Genomic DNA, 18,820 nt, shown 5'->3' on the forward strand with positions numbered 1-18,820 from the left:
CTTCATATGCTGGGCATTCACAACTAAAAACTCAATATCCTCAGCCTCTAGTAAATTCACAATCGGCTTCCAATAAACACTCGTGCTTTCCATAGCCACATGAGTACAACGATGTTGTTTAATCCAGTCAACCAACTGTAATAGAAATACAGTTTTAGTAGAAAACGTTTGAATCTCCTTTCCTTCGGGTGTGATAATACAGGCAGTAATATTGTCCTTATGAACATCCATACCGCATGCTCTTTCAATGACTACATCCATTGAAAACATCCTTTCTACGGCTCTCGTTATGATTAGAGGCTGTGCAGCAACCAGAATAGGATTAATCTACCCTGTGTGCTTCCCGTGAGGGAGCGACAGTCAGTGGTGCACCGTGGTCGGTGGAGTCAGACTAACGGATGGGCTCTAACGCACCATAGGGTATCGACCTTCCTCTCCCAGCCGTAGAATCAGTATTGACGGTTTGCAACCATTTTCATTCTCTGTGGTGAAGCGCTGATTTTTGCGCTTCATGGATGGCTAACGGGTGCTTTTCTGGGGTAACAAAAAAAGCCCAATTTCTCAATTTTAATGCTGAGAAATTGGGCTTTTTAATATTGTAATTTCCTTAACGTTGTAAATCCGCATTTTCCTGACGCTAACCCGTTTATAAAAAAGATGTACCGTTTAAAATAAGGTTATACCGTTTATAAAAAAGTTGTATCGTTTTACCCCTTTAGATAACCTTATCCAAAGGGGTGTTTTTATAATGAAAGAGAACAATAGAGTTGTTCCGTTAAAGGCCCAGATTGTGGAATAACGCAGTTGATGGATTATACTAAAAATCGGGAATAGATTGTGAAGAATTATACTTAAACTAACAAGACAGAATAGTCAAATTCAAGGAAATAAGTTAAATTTAAATGATAAGTACAGTAAAATTTACTTATTACTAAATAAGGAAAATAAACTTATATAATAGATAATAAATTCCATATAGAGGTGGATTTATATGCCTAAAATTGACAATATACTAGCAATTCTATGGATGCTTAGTTCAGGTGAAAAAATTACTGCAAAACAAATTTCAGAAAAGTTAGAGATGAATATAAGGACTGTGTATCGTTATATTGATACACTTTCAACAAGTGGTGTACCTATAATTTCAGACACAGGACATAACGGTGGATACACTTTATTGAACAATTTTATTGAAGCTCCTCTTTTTTTTGATTTTGAGGAGCAAACATCACTATTTCACGCTGCTATTTTTGCAGAAGAAGCCGGATATTATGGAGGTGAAGCACTAAATAGGGCTATTTCAAAACTAAGCAAATATTCAAATCAAGAGCAGGAAACAAAGATAAACCAACATTTAACCAGTCTTGAAGTAATAAGTCGATTAAGTTCCCTCTCTATGGAACCTTTTTTGAAGGAGTTGGAGCAGGCCGTAGCTGACGGGTACTCTGTAAAAATTCTATACCATAAAAGTGGCGAAGAGCAATCAAAGTATAGATTGGTCGATCCGTACAGAATTATTTATTGGAATAATAAGTGGTATGTGATTGGAATTTGTCATCTTAGGAATGATATCCGTAGTTTTAGAGTAGATCGAATTGAAAGTCTAATGCAAACCGAAAATAAGTTTAACCGGCCAGAAAATTTTTCAGCACATGACTTTTTTATGAAAAACCTCCTTCCAACTATAGAAAATAAGGAAGGGATCACCCCTTTGGTTATTAATGGAAATTCAAGGGTGTTGGGTGATATTTGCCAACATTGGTTTTTAGGACATTATTTACAAGAACGGACTCCAAATCAAGCAGTATTTTTTCTTGAAAAAAATGTGATACATACACATGTACCTTATTTACTTTTACCGTACGGTAAATCTATTCAAGTTATAGAGCCAATAAGTCTTAAGAAAAGACTTATTGAAGTTCTATCGGAATTAATAAAATTTCATCAAGTATGATAACTTCCCTGACGTTAGCTGTCAGGGAAGTTATATTATAATAGGCTATATCAATTGTGATTGGAGTGTTATTGGATGCAAACAAAAAAAGTTTATCTTTATGTATTTAATACAATGTCAGACTGGGAATATGGTTATTTAATTGCTGAACTAAACTCAGGAAGATATTTCAAAAAAGATTTAGCACCTTTAAAAGTAGTTACAGTAGGAACTAATAAAGAAATTATTACTACGATGGGAGGACTGAGCATAAAACCAGATATTTCCCTTGATGAATGTATTCTTGAGAGTAAAGATCTTCTAATTTTACCTGGAGGGACTACTTGGAGAGAAGAGGTTCATCAACCTATCTTGAAAAAAATTGGCCAAGCTTTAAAGCTTGGCACTATTGTTGCTGCAATTTGTGGTGCAACTGAGGCCCTTGCGAATATTGGATACCTAGATTCTAGAAAGCATACAAGCAATGACTTAGAGTATATTAAAATGGTCTGTCCTAATTATAAAGGAGAAAAATTTTATGAGATGGGACCTGCGGTATCTGATGAGAATTTGGTTACTGCATCAGGAGTAGCTCCTCTGGAATTCGCGATGGAAGTACTAAAAAAATTAGATGTATTTGCAACAGATACATTACATTCATGGTATTACCTAAATAAAACTCATAAGCCTGAATACTTCTTCCAATTAATGAATTCAATAAATAGATGAGCTAAAAAAACCAACTTAGCAGTTTTATATTAGTTTAAATAATTTCCATGCTTTAGACGATGTCAAAGCATGTTTTTTGTACATAACCTAAAAATGTTTATAGAAGTAAAAAACTTACAAAGCACTCCTGAAGTTGTTGTAAATAGAACTAGTAACTAAATCTCTTTTTAGTCTTATTATTGAACAACGGTGGCTTTTTTCTTTGTAATTTTGTAATAATGATGGAACGATCTTCAAGAATCGGGCGCGATTGTGGAATAAAAAGATGTTTAGAAACAACTTTATTGTCACTAATCTTGTGTGCGATCTTTAGGTTAGAATCAAAAGAAAATAATATTTTTTAAGACAGCCGCATTTTTCAACGGAAGAATGCGGCTTTACACGGTCAAATGTTAAGGAATTTCAATAATATTCAGATTTTTTTAAAAAGTAGTTGATTATTTTGAAAAGATGTGTTAAATTGAAAGCGTTAACAAAATTGTATACAATTATAACAAGATTAATGATAAAACCGGATATTATGGTATACAATTTGAAATTAGAGAAACGATATTTAGTCGATTTTGCAATTTTGAACGTAATTGTATACTATGTTCAATGTTATCTAACTACGTAAGTTGAACTCAAATGGAGTGTTTAAAGTGAAGAGAGAAGCAGTCGTTAACAATGTTCAGGGCAATTCGAGGTTTAGTGTGGTATATGAAACATTAAAGAAAAAAATTATTGAAGGTGATTTACCTTCAAATACTCCCTTAGTCGAAGAAAAACTGGCCAAGGAGTATCAGATGAGCAGGACGCCTATCAGGGAAGCTATCAGGCAACTAGTCCAGGACGGATTGGTCGAATTTTTTCCAAGAAGAGGGGCTTTGGTTAAAGAAATTACGATAGACGAACTTGAGGAAATTTTTACAGTAAGAGAAGCTCTTGAAGGTATAAGCGCCAGGATTGCGGCAAGTGTGATAAATGAACAAAAGATAACCTTGTTGCAGGAGGCACTGGAAATGGCTGATCAAGAACTTGAAAACGGAGACAAGGAGCAGTCTTTTGAGTTGGGAAACAAATTACATGAGATTGTCCTTGACGTTGCAGGCAACAATAAGATATTGACTATAGTTTCCGATTTTCAGAACCAAATTCAAAGGTATCATTATTTTGCTTATCATATTCCTGGAAGATTAGAATTATCCAATAAGGAACATTGGGAAATATTTGAGGCTATTCAAGCCAGGAATGGTGAACTTGCGGAGCGCAGAATGAGAAAACATGTTAGGGGAACCAAAGAATCCACAATATTTGCAGTGAAAAATAACATTAGAACAATATAAATGAAATGAGAATAGTAAGGTGGCCTAAAACAGAATCTTTCACAGAAGAATTGGTATTGATCTAATATGTAATGGAAGTGATAAGGAATTTTAAACTAAACATTTCTATAGTAATGGTCACTGAATGAACAAATTCCCAACTTTTTTAGGAGGTATTGTTTATGAAAGTAAAAGATATTCATACGTATATTTTACGAACGCCACTAGGTAATGAACGTTTTTACTCTTCCCAATGTGCTTTCCCTGAGAGAAATAGTTTAATAGTTAAAATTGAAACGGATGAGGGGCTAATCGGGTGGGGGGAGGGAGGGCAATATGGTCCTCCTGAACCAGTCGCAGCTGTTGTTAAACACGTACTAACACCGAGATTAATTAATAAAGAGATACAAAATCCGAGTAAAATTTGGGAACAAAATTATGCAGATACACGGGATTTTGGGCAAAAAGGGACATATATTGAAGCTTTAAGCGCAATAGATATCGCTTTATGGGATATATATGGTCAGATGTTAAATCAACCGGTACATAACCTAATTGGAGGCTCATTTCGAGACAACATAGTTGCCTATGCAACAGGCTGTTACTATAGAGGCAAGGATGTTCTCAATTACAAAGATTCATTGCCTAAATTGGCTGAAGAAGCTCGTTCTTACGTTGATGCCGGGTTTCAAATATTAAAAATGAAAGTAGGCCTATTACCAATAGCAGAGGATATAGAGAGGGTTAGAACTATTAGAGAGGCCATTGGTCCTAATACTTCCTTATTGGTCGATTGTAACCATGCCTATAATGTTTTTACGGCGATCAAAATGGCGAAGGAACTTGAAAAATTCAATGTAATGTGGTTGGAAGAACCAGTTGTTCCAGAAGACCGTATTGGTTACCGAGAAGTTAGATCTTCAACAAACATTGCCATTGCGGGAGGAGAGTCCGAGTTTACTAGATTTGGTTTTAGAGATTTATTTGTAGAAGGATGTGTAGATATAGCCCAACCTGACATTTGCGTTTCTGGAGGATTTTCTGAATGGATGAAAATACAGGCATTAGCCTCAAGTTTCGGTGTAACTGTCATTCCACATGTTTGGGGGTCAGGAATCGCCCTGGCTGCGGCTCTTCATGTATTAGCATCGATCCCGCCGAGTCCGCATACGGCAAATACCGTACCATTACAAAACGAGCCAGTAGTTGAGTTCGATAGAAACCCTAATCCTCTCAGGGATGAACTTTTACTGACACCCATAACCTTACAAAATGGAAAAGTACCAGTTCCTCAGAATCCTGGCCTTGGAATTGAAGTTAATTTAGATGTGATATCAAAATATGGAAGCGATTTGTTATCACATGTATAAAATTAGCATTTTAAAAAATGCAGACTGGTTTGCTCCTGGCATAGTTATGTATGATCATGCCTATGGGGTGCACGACCCGGTGAAAATTTGTTTGGTTTGCTTTTTAATTGAAGGGCAAGGACGAAAAATTATGGTCGATACAGGCATGGATGGAATTGATCAAACTTATACGGAGCAGCAAAAGGACCAGTTTGATCATTTGGGTTCAAGTAAAGATACAAGTGAATTATTAAAGGAGGCTGGTACTTCTTGTGAGGAAATTGACACCGTTTTATTAACACATCTACACTTTGATCATTACTGGAATGTAGAACAGTTTCCAAATGCGAATTTTGTTGTAAATCGCAAAGAATGGTTTCATGTTATGGACCCAAAAAATCTGCCAATCAACCCTATTAAGGGTTTTCCAAGAGAACCGTTAGCATATTTAGCAGGGGAAGCGTTTGGACGTTTAACTTTAATAGATGATGAGTATGAAGTATGTCCTGGTATATCAATGCACTGGGTTGGTGGTCATTCGCCAGGTGGAATGGTAGTCAAATTTGTAACAAATGAGGGTCCTGTTATTATTGTGGGCGATGCATTTTATCTATACGACCATATTGAAAACAATATTCCAATTGGATATTGTACTGACTATCGTGAGGTATTAGCCGGATATGAATGGTTGCGAAAACAAAATGCAACACTCTTACCAGCACATGATTATAAAATATTTGAAAAACATCCATCATTAATCATAGGATAGGAAGATTGAAAGATTGGATGTAATAAAAGATTTATAAAACTATTAATTTGTATGCCGAAAGAATAGTTTACACAATAAATTGAAAGTGCTTACAACTGAATATATTTATGAACACGTATTCTAGAAGGGTATAAAGCGCATTTTATTCATGGTTATTTTTCGCATTCTCTTAATTAGGAAGAAACTTGGTACTAAACGTAGAGTATTTTAAATTAAAGGGGGTGGAAGTCATGTGATCGCTAGTAATATCCTACATACAAGAACACACAACACACACCCAGTAAGACACACACCCGTTAACACGCACCCAGTAACACATGCCTAGTAAACACACACCCGTAACACACATCTAGTAAACACATCGCCGGTAACACACGTCTAGTAAACACATACCTAGTAACACACACTCAGCAAAAACACACCCAGTAAAAACATGCCCAGTAACACATACCCAGTAACACACAATACACACCATATTACGTGACGTATGAACAAATAAATCTAAAATTCGGTAAAAATCGGAAGGAGGAAATAGCGTGTCGACTTTGAAATTCACGCTAGAAAATATTGATAAAGTAATTGACAGAAGTGCCATGATTGCACCGGAGATTGATCCGAAGAAAACAACATTACTTGTACTGGATATGCAACCGATGTGTAATGACCCTGAAGGTGCGCTATATATTCCGAGTGTCGGAGGTGCCCCTAGTGGTCAAGATGTAATTAAACCGGTAGAGAAAGTACTTGAGCGGTTCCGACAGGAAGGTAGCCAAATTGTATTTTCTCAGTGGGGGCTTCGTCCTGATGGGCATGACAAAGGGATTTGCGCTTTAAAGTGGCCAGCATTAAATCCAGGAACTCCTGAGTCACCTGCAAGTTGGGGGAACCCTCAGACTGACAGTTTTTCCGGTACTCTTCAACCGAAGGAAGGGGAACCTGTTGTACGAAGAAGTCGTTTCAGTGCCTTCCATAGTACGCCGTTGGGTGAATTCATGAGAGAAAATAAATCAGATACTCTTGTTATAGCAGGTATATCTACTGCTAACTGCGTAATTACGTCAACTATCGACGCATGGAATCAAAATTACAAGGTAGTTGTGCTTGCGGACTGTGCGACAGCAGTACCTAGTTCCCATACGAATGACACACCACTAGGATATGGGCAACATTGGGAATTCTTAAGAAATATCCAAATGAACTACGGAGACGTTATCACAAGTGACGAATGCTTCGAAAGGATAGAAGCAGCTAAGAGCAAATACCAGCATGCTTAATTTAAGCGGTTGATTGATTGATCGTAACACTAACAGGATGTAATGAAGGGAGCAAAAGAAATGAAATTAAAAGGTAAGCGTGTTGCATTACTTATCGAAGATGATTATCAGGAAATGGAAGCATGGTATCCAACCTATCGATTGCAAGAGGAGGGGGCGACGGTTGTAATCGTTGGCTCTGGAAGGAAATCCACTTATCACAGTAAGCTTGGCTATCCAATGACCGCTGACAAATCTGCAGATGAAGTAAAGGTCGATGACATTGATGCTGTTATAGTTCCCGGAGGATTCGCACCGGATCACATGCGACTCTCTCAGCCCATGGTTGATCTCGTCCGAGAGGCTTACGAGTCCGGGAAGTTGACGGCGGCTATCTGCCACGGTGGATGGATGCTTGTTTCTGCGGGTGCGGTACGTGGCCGACGGGTGACGGGCTATCTGCCGATTCGCGACGATGTAGTGAACGCCGGGGGCGAGTGGGTAAATGCTGAGGTCGTGTGCGATGGGAACGTGATTACGTCCCGAACACCTGTCGATTTACCAGCCTTCGCCCGAGAGATTGTAGGATACTTAGAACATGCGTCCGTAGCAAGTAAAGTTTAAGAGGAGCGGACAGTTATTACGAGGATTTGATAGAGTTGAAAAAAACTATGATTCTATTATGTCAAAAATGATATTGGAAACGAGAAAGCACTGTATTGCACAAAATGGATGGACTAATTCAAGACCATCCATTTTGTGAAAAAAAACTCGACAAGAAAGGGGAAGAAAAATATATGACGTATATTAAGAATCCAGATCCGGTCGACGTATGTATCGTGGGGGCAGGTGCCACTGGTGGAACTACCGCAAAGGTTTTGGCAGAAGCAGGATTAAAGGTGGTAGTGTTAGAGAAAGGTCCTCGTATGAAAATAGAGAACTTTTCTGGTGATGAACTTAAATATCTTAACAGAAACTATCTTTGGCCGGACCCGAAGATTAGCCCAAGGACCGTTAGAGCAGATGAAAAATCTAAAGCGAGGACGTTTCAGTTTTCTCCCACTCCGCAGATGGTAGGCGGTGGTACAGTACACTGGGCAGGTTGGGTCCCTCGTCCGTTGGAACAAGACTTTAAGATGCACTCTCTGCATGGTGATATTGAGGGAGCTGATCTTGCAGATTGGCCTATTACTTATGATGATCTTGAGCCTTATCTCACTAAGGTTGAGTGGGAGTTTGGTGTATCAGGCCTTGCAGAAGCAAACAAGTACGAACCGCGACGGAGTAAAGGATACCCAACCCCGCCAGTTCCACCTACGAAGTTTGGAAAGAAATTCTACGAAGGTGCTGCGAAGCTAGGGATAAATGCATTTCCGATTCCTCACGCTTTAATTACGAAGCCCCATAGGGGAAGAACTCCAGCGAACTATACGGGATTTTGGAATCAGTATGGAGATCCCGGAACCACTCGGTCCAGTACACTGACTAACTTCATCCCCGAAGCCTTAGCCACCGGAAATTGTGATTTGCGAACAGGTTGTATGATTCGTGAAGTCACTGTAAATAAAGAAGGTCATGCTAAGGGGGTAATCTACATCGATTCGGATGGCCATGAGGTCGAACAGGAAGCTAGCATCGTAATTTTATGTCCTGGTGCCATAGAATCAACGAGGCTGCTACTTATGTCGAAGTCTAACTTATTCCCAGATGGATTGGCGAACAGCAGTGGACTGGTCGGGAAGTACGCAACTTTCCATGAATACGCGTTCGCAACAGGCATTTTCGATAAGGACGTACACGAACCTCTTCACGGTTTTGCAGGTCACTACATTAGCGGAGGTTCGATGCAGTTTTACGAGACTGATGAGAAAAGGGGATACATAGGTGGTTGTATTCTCGCTACTTCGCAGGTAGGACACCCAATTAACTGGGTTTGCCCAGACAGACCGGAGTGGGGGATAGCTATGAAGGATGCTGATCGCGACTTCTACAACCACTCTATGAAGATTGGGATTATTCTTCAAGACTTACCTCAAGAATCTAACAGAGTGGATCTTGATCCCGATGTTAAGGATGCCTGGGGTTTACCGGTAGCGCGAATCACATATAAACCACACTCGAACGATATTAAAATGGCGAAGTGGATGATAAACAAAAACTCTGAAATCCTTGAGGCAGCAGGAGCGTCCAAGACGATCAAGGTAATTCCCGAGAACTCTTTAACTGGTAATACTTGTCACCAACATGGTACTGCTAGAATGGGCAACGATCCATCCAAGAGTGTTTTGAACAAGTGGTGCCAGGCACACGATGTTGAGAACCTCTACATTCTAGACGGAAGTAGTTTTCCAACATCCTTAGGGGTTAATCCGACACTAACAATGATGGCCAATGCTTGGAGGGTCTCCGAGTATATCGCTGAAGTCCATGCCAAGGGTCGTCAAGAACAGTATGTCTAATAAAACACGTATAATGGATTATTAAAAAATATTTGTATTTGAAGAAAAGCTTTAGCATATCACAGAATTTTATTACTATATTGGCGGAGTATTACTAGTTTATCATACCAAAAAAATGGCTTTAAAGCAAAGTCTTTGATGAGTTTGTCTTGCTGTTCAAAGACAAACTCCAGATAAGATTCATATGAATTAATGATCTTAAACGTAATATCTACCCATCATTAAGCAGAAGACTTAGTCAAAAAGATACTAGAGATGATAAGGAAAATTAATTTCCGAGAGACTATTTTAATAAAAGGGAGTGTTTCCTATGACAAGTAAAGCAGATTGGCCCGTTATAAATTCCCCTGTGGATCAAGAGTCTGACACTCGCTTATTTTTTAACCAACACGAGTGGGAAACTATAGAAGAAGCGACAGCTCGGATCATACCAACAGATCACGATCCTGGAGCTCGGGAGGCTGGCGTGGTTCGATTTATTGACCGTTACCTTTCGAGTGTAGACTACATTTACGCATCTGCAGACGGTGGAGGATTTCTGAAGATAGAAGGCAAAGAGGTAGACGCTTGGCGAGAGCGCATGGTAGAGATGCAGGAGACCTATCGTGAGGGAATCCGAAAGCTGGACGAGAGCTCGCATGAGAAGTTCGGCTCTGCTTTTAAGGATTTGAGCGGTGAAAAGCAGGATGAGATTCTGGTAAACCTTTCAGGAAGGCCGAAGCCGGAACATATGAAATTTGATACTTCGGGTGAGCACAGTACCTTTCTTCAGGGCACGTTTGACGAGGGTTTGGACTTCTTTAGTGCTTTGGTTCTCCATACCCGTCAAGGATACTATTCCGACCCGGTATACGGGGGTAACAAGGATTATATCGGTTGGAAGGTCATCGGCTTTCCTGGACCTAAATCCTTGGCTGACACCAACACCTTAAAATACAGCGTTAAGGATCACTACATCCAAGAATATGACTGGGCAGATTTGATCCCTCACCTGAAGGAAAAGCGAGGAAAGTAAATAGATCCCGATGTAAGAGCCTTTCAATGGGGTGAAACTAGGCGGCCGCTCCAAGGGTATGGCACGATTCGAGAAAATAGGATCCACTCTGGAGAAGAGTGGTTCTTTCTTGATGAAGTCACCGTTTTAGATTAAAACACTCTACCTCGGGATATTCCAAAGTTAATTAAATGCCTTTTAAATGACCTGTGCCAGCTCTTATGAGGAGGGCGGGATTCGACTGACAGCGGCACTGTCCGTACGATGTTACCTTTCCCTTACCGATCGCGACGGGTAAAGTGTGAGGCGAATTTGGTGGCGCGGAACGCATGATAGCCGGCACGGTCGGATAGGGAGCAACCCAAAAGATTGTCTCCTAGAGAAGCTTTTTGATATTTGATATGAGATATTTTTTGTCTATAGCAAATATTCTACCAAAATAATATCAAAAAAGGGATGGAACAATCAAGTAATACGATCATTTACATCTTTTTAGCGAAACATATGGCCGATAACTACAGGCGAAGAAACCAACACGAAGCATACTGGCATGCCGTTTTTGGAAACCGCTGTGATTCCTAGAGGTATCGATCCTGATGAGCTATGATAATCCACTTAAGATTGGAGTGAGAGACAGATGGTAGTTGATAATGATCAAGTACTGATATCGCTTAACGGAATAACGAAGGAATTTCCCGGCGTAAAAGCACTGGATAACGTTTCGTTTGACATACGCAAAGGAGAAGTGCTTGCGCTTGTAGGGGAAAATGGTGCGGGAAAATCCACCCTGATTAAGATTCTATCCGGGTTGTATCAAAAAGATAGTGGAGAGATCCGGGTGAAAGGTCGAGCTGTTGATATAAAAGACACCAAACATGCACAGGAGCTCGGGATCAGCACAATTTTTCAAGAGCCCACACTCGCTCCACATTTAACGGCGGTGCAGAACATGTACCTTGGACGTGAAATGGTTAAGCCCGTCTTGTGGCGCGGAGTACAAACGATTGACGAGAAAGCCATGTTAGAAGAAACAGAAAAACTTTACCGAAAATTCTTTTCTACTGTGGAGGATCTTCATGTCCCAGTAAGAGAATTAGGTGCTCTCAAAAACCGCGTCATCGAAATTGCAAAAACGATTTCCTACGAAGCCTCTGTCGTGATCATGGATGAGCCAACAGCTGCGCTTGCTGAACATGAACGAGAAGTGTTATTTGACTTCATTCGCGTTTTGAAGGATCAAGGTGTATCCATCATTTATGTATCACATCACCTTCGTGAGCTATTCTTACTGGCGGATCGTATGTGTATCATGCGTGACGGAAAATACGTTGGAACCGTAAATACAAGTGAAACGAATGTGGACCAGCTCGTTTCCCTGATGGTCGGCCGTGAATTAACCAATTATATTGTGAAGGAAAAAGTGCCAATCGGCGAGGAGGTTTTGCGGGTATCTGATTTGAACCGCCAAGGTGTACTAAAAGATATCAACTTTAATATTCGAAAGGGAGAAATCGTGGGCATAGCAGGACTTGCCGGATCTGGACGAACGGAAACGGTACGGGCAGTCGTAGGAGCGGATCCTCTTACCTCTGGTACCGTTGCGGTGGAAGGGAAACCATACCGCATTCGTTCTCCAAAAGATGCAATCCGAGCCGGTATTGGCTTGCTACCGGAGAATCGGAAAACGCATGGCGCCTCGATCGACATGTCGGTCAGCCACAACATCACGATGGCCGCCATGGACCGAGTTTTAGCAAATAAGTTTGTGATTAAGAAAAAGCAGGAAGTGAATATCGCGGAAGATTATGTACAACGATTAGGCATCAAAACACCTACAGTGAATCAAAAGGTAAGATTCTTGAGTGGTGGGAACCAACAAAAAGTTATTTTAGCCAAGTGGCTCTTCACACAGCCAAAGGTGTTGATCTTTGATGAACCAACCCAAGGGATCGATGTGGGGGCTAAAATTGAAGTGTATAATCTCGTCGCGGAGTTTGTGCAAAATGGAGGCGGGGTTCTCCTAGTCTCTTCGGAACTCCCCGAGCTGTTGGGCTTGTGCGACCGAATATATGTGATGCACAAAGGAGAAATTGTTCACGAATTTTCACGCGAAGAAGCGACAGAAGAGAACATTACCATGTACGCTTCAGGAGGTTTTTCACGCGAAGAAGCGATAGAAGAGAACATTACCATATTCGCTTCGGGAGGTCATAGATGATGAATGATTCTAAAGTGATGAATGACTCGACAACAATAACCTATTCGAAAAATCCACTTTCCATTTTTAAACGCGAAGGAATAGGCGTGTTAGCTGTCCTAGTATTATTGTTTATCGTTTTATCCATATCCTCACCATTCTTCCTGACGGGGGGAAATATTTCAAATCTGCTTTTGCAATCAGTATTTATTATGGTCGTTGCCTTTGGCACCATGTTCGTGTTATCGATGGGAGGCATTGATCTATCGGTTGGTTCGGTCCTTGGTCTTTGCGGAGGAGTCACGGGATGGTTGATGATGAACGGTACTAACATGTGGGCTGCAATCCTTGCCGGATTGATTTTAGGAGCGTTAATCGGCACGTTCAACGGTCTTGTCATTTCAAAGCTTCGAATCTCTCCCTTTTTGGTAACTTTTGCAATGCTCTATATAGCACGTGGTTTGTTATTTCTGTTCACCGCTGATCAGCCAATCCGGGATTTTGCCACATCTGATTTTAAATTTCTGGCTCAGGGAAGTGTGCTCGGTATCCCTTTTGCGGTAATCATTACATTGATTATTTTTCTGATCTGTTATTTCGTGTTTCATTCGACCATCTTTGGACGTAAAGTGATTACTGTTGGCTCCAATAGGCAAGTGGCGCAATTATCGGGCATTCACACTGATCGGGTAAAGATTCGTGTTTACGCACTTTCAGGGTTACTTGCAGCGGGATCGGGCATCCTGCTTACTTCACGCCTTACATCTGTACAGCCGCTCATGGGAACGACTTATGAATTGGATGCGATTGCTGCTGTGGTCATAGGAGGAACCAGTATGTTTGGTGGAAAAGGAAGCGTAGTTGGAACAGCTGTAGGTGCCATTATTCTTGCCCTTGTATCGAACGGCTTGAACCTCCTGGGAGTCAATCAGTTTTATCGTTTGATAATCACAGGATTGATCATTGTGGTGGCTGTAGGAGCAGAGCGTTTTACAAGTGCGAAATCTGATTGATCCTATTGATTGGATAAAAACTGACGTTTTCGAAGGAGGTCACTTAAATTGGAAAATAACAATATACAGCCTCAGCCTAACGTATATTCCTTTTCTCAAAGTTTGCTGAGAATTGACCGGCAGATTATTGGCCTTGTCATATTCTTAGCCATACTTATATTCCTGATGTCATTTGCCTCTGACCATTTTTTAAGCTACACCAATCTGATGAATGTGCTGCAACAATCCGTATTCGTGATGATACTCGCGTTTGGTATGACCTTTGTCCTTTCAACAGGCGGAATTGACTTATCGGTAGGGTCGGTTGTCGGTATATCGGGAGGGATGACCGCGTGGCTGCTTGTGAATGACATAAACATTGTCTTGGCTATTATAGGTGGTTTGGCTGTAGGTGTAATTATCGGTCTGGTAAATGGCCTTGTCATTACGAAATTAAGAATTTCACCATTTATCGCAACACTATCTATGATGGTTATCGCCCGTGGGATCCTTTACGTCTGGACGGAAGCGATACCGTTCCGTAATTATATGGTGAGCAACTTTGATTTTTTCGGACAGGGACGTGTGTTAAATGTACAGTTCCCCATTTTAGCTGCTTTGATTATCTTTCTCCTTTTGCTCTACCTCTATCGCAAAATGCGGTTCGGCCGTCATGTACTGGCCCTTGGGAGCAGTGAGGAGGCGGTCAGGGTATCGGGTATTAAGGTGGACAGGTTACGTACGAAGGTCTATGTTTTGTCAGGATTTATCGCTTCAATTGTAGGGATTATTCTTGCTTCCCGTCTCACCACGGTTCACCCAGATATGGGTAAAGATTACGAGTTAGAGGCGATTGCGGCCGCTATCATCGGTGGAACCAGTTTAGCGGGCGGGAAAGGCAGCCTGGTAGGAGCGGCACTTGGGGCATTTATTTTAGCCTTAATCAAGAATGCATTGAATCTTCTAAACGTGCCTCCTTACTGGGAAACCATTGTGGTGGGCGCCATAATCCTGATTGCGGTTACCGTAAATGCTTTGGGAGGGTCTAAATCAGTAGAATCTCAAGATTAAACAAAAATATAAGCAGGTTAAATCCCCTTAAAGGAGGTGACACGAGTTTTATCGTACGAAAAGCCGACAAATGAAAAGCAGGAATATTTGACCATCAGCATTCAAAAAAAGGAGGGGCAATACATGTCATTTGGAAAGTTGAGCATGAAAATCGGAATAATCGCTACCCTATTAACCGCTATGATTTTAACAGGGTGTGAAAACGGTAACCAAAACAAAGCTTCAACCTCTTCAAGCAATACTGCCTATCAGTGGGGCGACGGAAACTTTGAGAAATTTGTAAGAGAAAAAACAGATGGAAAAACCCTGAAAATCGGTTTTACACCTCCAGCTGCCTCTGAATACTACGATATTATTGAGGGCGGGGCAAACACCATGATGAATGAATTAAGTGATCGCTTCGGAGTAAATTTTCAATTCGAAATGGCAACACCTGGTGATTTTCAATCCGTGGAATCTCAAATTGCAACCATTGAGGATTGGACTTCTAAAGACTTTGATGCCATTTTTGTATGCTCAGCAGGGGATTTTGATTCAATGAATGCGGTTTATGAGAAAGCAATGAAACAAGGTACACAGATCTTTATGTTCAATATGCCAGCTGAAATGTGGGATGAAAAAGAATTAAAAGCCACTTCCGTTATCAGCTACAACAACCATTACCAATCTGGATATTTAGTAGGTAAGTATGCAGCAAAAAAACTAAAAGGAAAGGGAAAGATCCTGTTAGTTTGGGGTCTGCCTGGCCACTGGTCCACATCACGTAAAAACGGTTTTCTCGAGGCAATACAGGAATATCCTGACATGGAAATCGTCGGGGAGCAACGAGGTGATTACGTTCGAGACAAAGGAATGCAGGCTGCAGAAAATTTACTCCAAGCACATCCTGATGTGGATTTTATCTATGGAGAAAATGAGGAGATGGCACTTGGAGCCGTACAGGCTGTGGAATCTCGCGGTTTAAAACTGTGGGATGGCAAAAAGGGGATCATGGTAATCGGTGCCGATGGCCTTAAATCAGGGTATGAATCTATCCGCGATGGAAAGCTGACAGCTACTGTGAATGTGGGTCCGGTTGATACGGGCCGCGAATTGATAAAATCAGTGTTTACAACAAAACTTCTTGGATATAGCGTTGATAGAATTCAGAATGTTCCGACAGAAATCGTTGATAAAACGAATGTGGATATTACAGAATCATACACAGAATGGGCATTAAATACTGACCGCAAATAAGGCACAAATTCAGGATAAACGTGGGAACCATCATCGTGAAGAAGGCTCGACGAGTCACGTAGGCCCGGACCGAGGCCGTTTGAAATGAATTATCTCAATTGCACAAAAAACCAACCTTAGAGTATCAATAATCCCATTTAATTAAGTTGCCCCAAGGGCGCGATCATATAATTCATAACCGGGTCTGCCTTCTGCATATTGGATATGAAGGTGCCATTTCAATTGGCATTCGTGTCAATGCGATTGCGCCGGTTTTTTTTCTTACAGATCAAAACAGAGGTTTAATGTTTTTAAGAAGACGGAGAATTTAGTGATCGCGCGCCAATAAAATTTATCGCAAACACCTTTGGAACAGTTTGGGGAGCCCAAGGAATACGTAGTTACATAACTTTGATTAGTTGATCATCAGTTATCCAGTTTTGTGATTTAAATTGTTATACCGATTGACTGGAGGATTTTCAACATATTCAGATGTTTAGAAAGGGGAATTGGATGCAAACCTATACGATTTTAAATCAAATGATAGCGAGTAAACTAGCTGTTGTCATTCGTGGTGATAACCTGACAATGGCAGAAAAAACCGCTGAGGCGTGTGTAAAGGGCGGAATAAAGACATTGGAGGTTACCTTTACCGTACCTAAAGTAGGACATCTCATAGAAAAGCTGATCGACCGATACGATGAAGATTTGCTGGTAGGGGCGGGTACCGTATTAGACAGCGAGACTGCCAGAATCGCTATCATATCTGGAGCGAAATTTATCGTAAGCCCATCTTTTGATAAAGAAACGGCAAAGTTATGCAATCGATACCAGATTCCATACTTACCTGGATGTATGACGGTTAATGAGATGTTGCGGGCGACTGAATATGGTGTCTCAGTTTTGAAACTATTTCCGGGCCAATCTTATGAGCCTTCTTTTATTAAAAATATTCATGGGCCGCTCCCTTATTTGAATATTATGCCAACGGGCGGGATTACGACTGATAACGTCGGATCCTGGCTGGCAGCCGGGGCGGTAATGGTTGGTGTCGGCGGGGAGATTACCCATCCGGCAAAAGAAGGTGATTATGACAAAGTGGAGTCACTCGCAAACGAGTTTCGGAAAAAGGTACAGGGGGGATAAACATGGCCAAAATCCTTACAATGGGTGAATTATTATTAAGACTCACACCTGTAAACCATCAGAGATTAAATCTGGGTGGGAATTTTACAGCGAACTATGGCGGGGCCGAAGCAAATGTTGCTGTATCCCTTAGCCGGTTTGGTCATGATGTTTCCTTTTTGTCGGCTTTTCCGCCAAACGATATCGGAGATGCGGCCCTGTCTCATTTGCAGGCATCTGGTGTTGATACATCATTAGTTTTTCGTCTTGGCGAACGCCTGGGTATCTATTTTTATGAAGGAGGCTTTTCGCTTCGACGGGCTAAAGTTATTTATGACCGGAAAGCTTCATCTGTTCTTGAGTTGCCTGATCAAGATATCGACTGGGATTACGTGTGTGATAAGGTGGACCTCTTGCACGTAACCGGTATCACACCGGCATTGAGTAAAGGCATGAAAGAGTTCACTTTAGCCGGCATCCAGGAAGCGAAAAAGCGGAATGTTCAAGTCAGTTTTGATTTTAATTATCGTAGTAAGCTATGGACCGTAGAAGAGGCTAAAGAAACCTTTTTGGAAATTTTGCCTCACGTTGATATTTGTTTTGCAGGTTATAAAGACTTTGTGTATCTTCTCGGGTTTGAAGGTCCGGATGAATTTGATAAAGGGACTTTGGAACGGTTTTATAGAGAATTTGCTGAACGTTACAAGATAAAATATCTTGCGTCTACCAGGCGAACGGTATTCTCCACATTGAAAAATGAACTGGCAGGCTATATTTATTTTGAAGATCATTTGTATGAAAGCGATCATGTGTCATTTGAAATCTTAGATCGAATCGGTGGGGGAGACGCATTTGCCGCAGGTGTTTTACATGGGATTGTATCGGGTCTGGCTCCTGAGGAAGTGATTGAATTTGGGATTGGCTCAGGTGTGTTGAAGCATACAGTCTACGGAGATCATAATCAATTTTCCGAAGAAGAAGTGGAAGCTTTTCTTGCGAATCGTGATAAGGATGTTAATCGATAATCATTTAAGGGCCTTTGGTGTGGGTTTAAAATAAAAAGTTACACCGTTTATAAAAAAGATCCGTTTAAATAAAGCTGCACCGGAAAAACCTGTTTTAAAAATTTATCGGACAGGGTTTTACCTTGGATCTTCAACAAACGGGCGCGATTGAGGAACAAGTACATTTTCATGAATTTAATTATTGCTAAAGTTCCTTTGTAGAATAACTGTTCAGTAAACATTACTACATCATTTACTATCTGCGACACTATTCAAGTCACGTTGAATGGTTCGCAGATAGTTTTAAAAGTGTAGTATATTAACAAAAACATCTGAAGTTGGAGCGGGGGAAATTCGGAAGAGTTAGTTTGAAAGAACCCAGAAATATGTCATAAGTAAAAAGTGCGCATAACAAAATAAGCCTAC

At 40.8% G+C, this 18,820-nt stretch carries 16 protein-coding genes; 15 read left to right on the forward strand and 1 reads right to left on the reverse strand.

Translation table 11 applies throughout. The annotated features are described in order from the left end of the window. The coding region (locus CU633_RS20540) for an IS110 family transposase (RefSeq protein WP_142383446.1) at positions 1 to 261 on the reverse strand (261 nt) is incomplete at its 3' end. Between the two features lie 730 nt (positions 262 to 991). Between CU633_RS20540 and CU633_RS20545 the strand changes: the two genes are divergently transcribed. From CU633_RS20545 to CU633_RS20615, 15 genes are all read left to right on the forward strand, one after another. After that, complete coding sequence (locus CU633_RS20545) at positions 992 to 1,954, forward strand: helix-turn-helix transcriptional regulator (protein ID WP_101662423.1); 963 nt, start codon at positions 992 to 994, stop codon at positions 1,952 to 1,954. A 75-nt stretch (positions 1,955 to 2,029) separates the two neighbouring features. Then, positions 2,030 to 2,662 carry a type 1 glutamine amidotransferase family protein gene (locus CU633_RS20550; protein WP_101662424.1) on the forward strand — a complete coding sequence of 211 codons (633 nt, stop codon included), beginning with the start codon at positions 2,030 to 2,032 and terminating at the stop codon, positions 2,660 to 2,662. 641 nt (positions 2,663 to 3,303) lie between these two features. Further along, a complete protein-coding gene (locus CU633_RS20555) occupies positions 3,304 to 3,987 on the forward strand; it encodes a GntR family transcriptional regulator (protein WP_180955055.1) in 684 nt (227 codons plus the stop codon). A 161-nt stretch (positions 3,988 to 4,148) separates the two neighbouring features. After that, positions 4,149 to 5,336, forward strand: a complete 1,188-nt coding sequence (locus CU633_RS20560; protein WP_101662426.1) for a mandelate racemase/muconate lactonizing enzyme family protein — start codon at positions 4,149 to 4,151, stop codon at positions 5,334 to 5,336. Continuing rightward, on the forward strand, positions 5,308 to 6,084 hold the full coding sequence (locus CU633_RS20565) for an N-acyl homoserine lactonase family protein (protein ID WP_101662427.1): 777 nt from the start codon (positions 5,308 to 5,310) through the stop codon (positions 6,082 to 6,084). Before CU633_RS20560 ends, CU633_RS20565 begins: the two co-directional genes overlap by 29 nt. Positions 6,085 to 6,620: 536 nt before the next feature. Continuing rightward, positions 6,621 to 7,358: a cysteine hydrolase family protein gene (locus CU633_RS20570; protein ID WP_101662428.1), complete on the forward strand. Its 738-nt coding sequence runs from the start codon at positions 6,621 to 6,623 to the stop codon at positions 7,356 to 7,358. Positions 7,359 to 7,418: 60 nt separating this feature from the next. Next, positions 7,419 to 7,961, forward strand: a complete 543-nt coding sequence (locus tag CU633_RS20575; RefSeq protein WP_101662436.1) for a type 1 glutamine amidotransferase domain-containing protein — start codon at positions 7,419 to 7,421, stop codon at positions 7,959 to 7,961. 104 nt (positions 7,962 to 8,065) lie between these two features. Then, positions 8,066 to 9,796, forward strand: a complete 1,731-nt coding sequence (locus CU633_RS20580) for a GMC family oxidoreductase (protein ID WP_257959181.1) — start codon at positions 8,066 to 8,068, stop codon at positions 9,794 to 9,796. Positions 9,797 to 10,106: 310 nt separating this feature from the next. Next, positions 10,107 to 10,811 (forward strand): gluconate 2-dehydrogenase subunit 3 family protein, encoded by a 705-nt coding sequence (locus tag CU633_RS20585; protein WP_101662429.1) that lies wholly within the window; start codon positions 10,107 to 10,109, stop codon positions 10,809 to 10,811. Positions 10,812 to 11,427: 616 nt separating this feature from the next. Next, positions 11,428 to 13,008 carry a sugar ABC transporter ATP-binding protein gene (locus CU633_RS20590; protein ID WP_101662430.1) on the forward strand — a complete coding sequence of 527 codons (1,581 nt, stop codon included), beginning with the start codon at positions 11,428 to 11,430 and terminating at the stop codon, positions 13,006 to 13,008. Continuing rightward, positions 13,008 to 14,000 (forward strand): ABC transporter permease, encoded by a 993-nt coding sequence (locus tag CU633_RS20595; RefSeq protein WP_219620981.1) that lies wholly within the window; start codon positions 13,008 to 13,010, stop codon positions 13,998 to 14,000. The genes CU633_RS20590 and CU633_RS20595 overlap by 1 nt, the downstream gene beginning before the upstream one ends. A gap of 48 nt (positions 14,001 to 14,048) precedes the next feature. After that, the gene (locus CU633_RS20600; RefSeq protein ID WP_101662432.1) at positions 14,049 to 15,050 is read left to right on the forward strand and encodes an ABC transporter permease; all 1,002 of its coding nucleotides are present in this window, start codon (positions 14,049 to 14,051) and stop codon (positions 15,048 to 15,050) included. Between the two features lie 123 nt (positions 15,051 to 15,173). Beyond that, positions 15,174 to 16,286, forward strand: coding sequence for a sugar ABC transporter substrate-binding protein (locus CU633_RS20605; protein ID WP_101662433.1), 1,113 nt, complete (start codon positions 15,174 to 15,176; stop codon positions 16,284 to 16,286). 492 nt (positions 16,287 to 16,778) lie between these two features. Beyond that, positions 16,779 to 17,411: a bifunctional 2-keto-4-hydroxyglutarate aldolase/2-keto-3-deoxy-6-phosphogluconate aldolase gene (locus CU633_RS20610; RefSeq protein WP_101662434.1), complete on the forward strand. Its 633-nt coding sequence runs from the start codon at positions 16,779 to 16,781 to the stop codon at positions 17,409 to 17,411. A 2-nt stretch (positions 17,412 to 17,413) separates the two neighbouring features. Continuing rightward, entirely contained in the window at positions 17,414 to 18,415 is a 1,002-nt protein-coding gene (locus CU633_RS20615) for a sugar kinase (protein WP_101662435.1), read from the forward strand. Positions 18,416 to 18,820 lie beyond the last annotated feature (405 nt).

This window comes from Bacillus sp. V3-13, assembly GCF_002860165.1.
In the GTDB taxonomy this organism is placed as follows: Bacteria; Bacillota; Bacilli; order Bacillales; family Cytobacillaceae; genus Bacillus_BJ.

What these genes read in the sequence shown, in the direction of transcription:
- CU633_RS20565 (WP_101662427.1), top strand. Translation starts at nt 5,308, where the DNA reads ATGGAAGCGATTTGTTATCACATGTATAAAATTAGCATTTTAAAAAAT.
- CU633_RS20550 (WP_101662424.1), top strand. Translation starts at nt 2,030, where the DNA reads ATGCAAACAAAAAAAGTTTATCTTTATGTATTTAATACAATGTCAGAC.
- CU633_RS20590 (WP_101662430.1), top strand. Translation starts at nt 11,428, where the DNA reads ATGGTAGTTGATAATGATCAAGTACTGATATCGCTTAACGGAATAACG.
- CU633_RS20610 (WP_101662434.1), top strand. Translation starts at nt 16,779, where the DNA reads ATGCAAACCTATACGATTTTAAATCAAATGATAGCGAGTAAACTAGCT.
- CU633_RS20545 (WP_101662423.1), top strand. Translation starts at nt 992, where the DNA reads ATGCCTAAAATTGACAATATACTAGCAATTCTATGGATGCTTAGTTCA.
- CU633_RS20605 (WP_101662433.1), top strand. Translation starts at nt 15,174, where the DNA reads ATGTCATTTGGAAAGTTGAGCATGAAAATCGGAATAATCGCTACCCTA.
- CU633_RS20585 (WP_101662429.1), top strand. Translation starts at nt 10,107, where the DNA reads ATGACAAGTAAAGCAGATTGGCCCGTTATAAATTCCCCTGTGGATCAA.
- CU633_RS20595 (WP_219620981.1), top strand. Translation starts at nt 13,008, where the DNA reads ATGAATGATTCTAAAGTGATGAATGACTCGACAACAATAACCTATTCG.
- CU633_RS20615 (WP_101662435.1), top strand. Translation starts at nt 17,414, where the DNA reads ATGGCCAAAATCCTTACAATGGGTGAATTATTATTAAGACTCACACCT.
- CU633_RS20580 (WP_257959181.1), top strand. Translation starts at nt 8,066, where the DNA reads ATGGATGGACTAATTCAAGACCATCCATTTTGTGAAAAAAAACTCGAC.
- CU633_RS20575 (WP_101662436.1), top strand. Translation starts at nt 7,419, where the DNA reads ATGAAATTAAAAGGTAAGCGTGTTGCATTACTTATCGAAGATGATTAT.
- CU633_RS20560 (WP_101662426.1), top strand. Translation starts at nt 4,149, where the DNA reads ATGAAAGTAAAAGATATTCATACGTATATTTTACGAACGCCACTAGGT.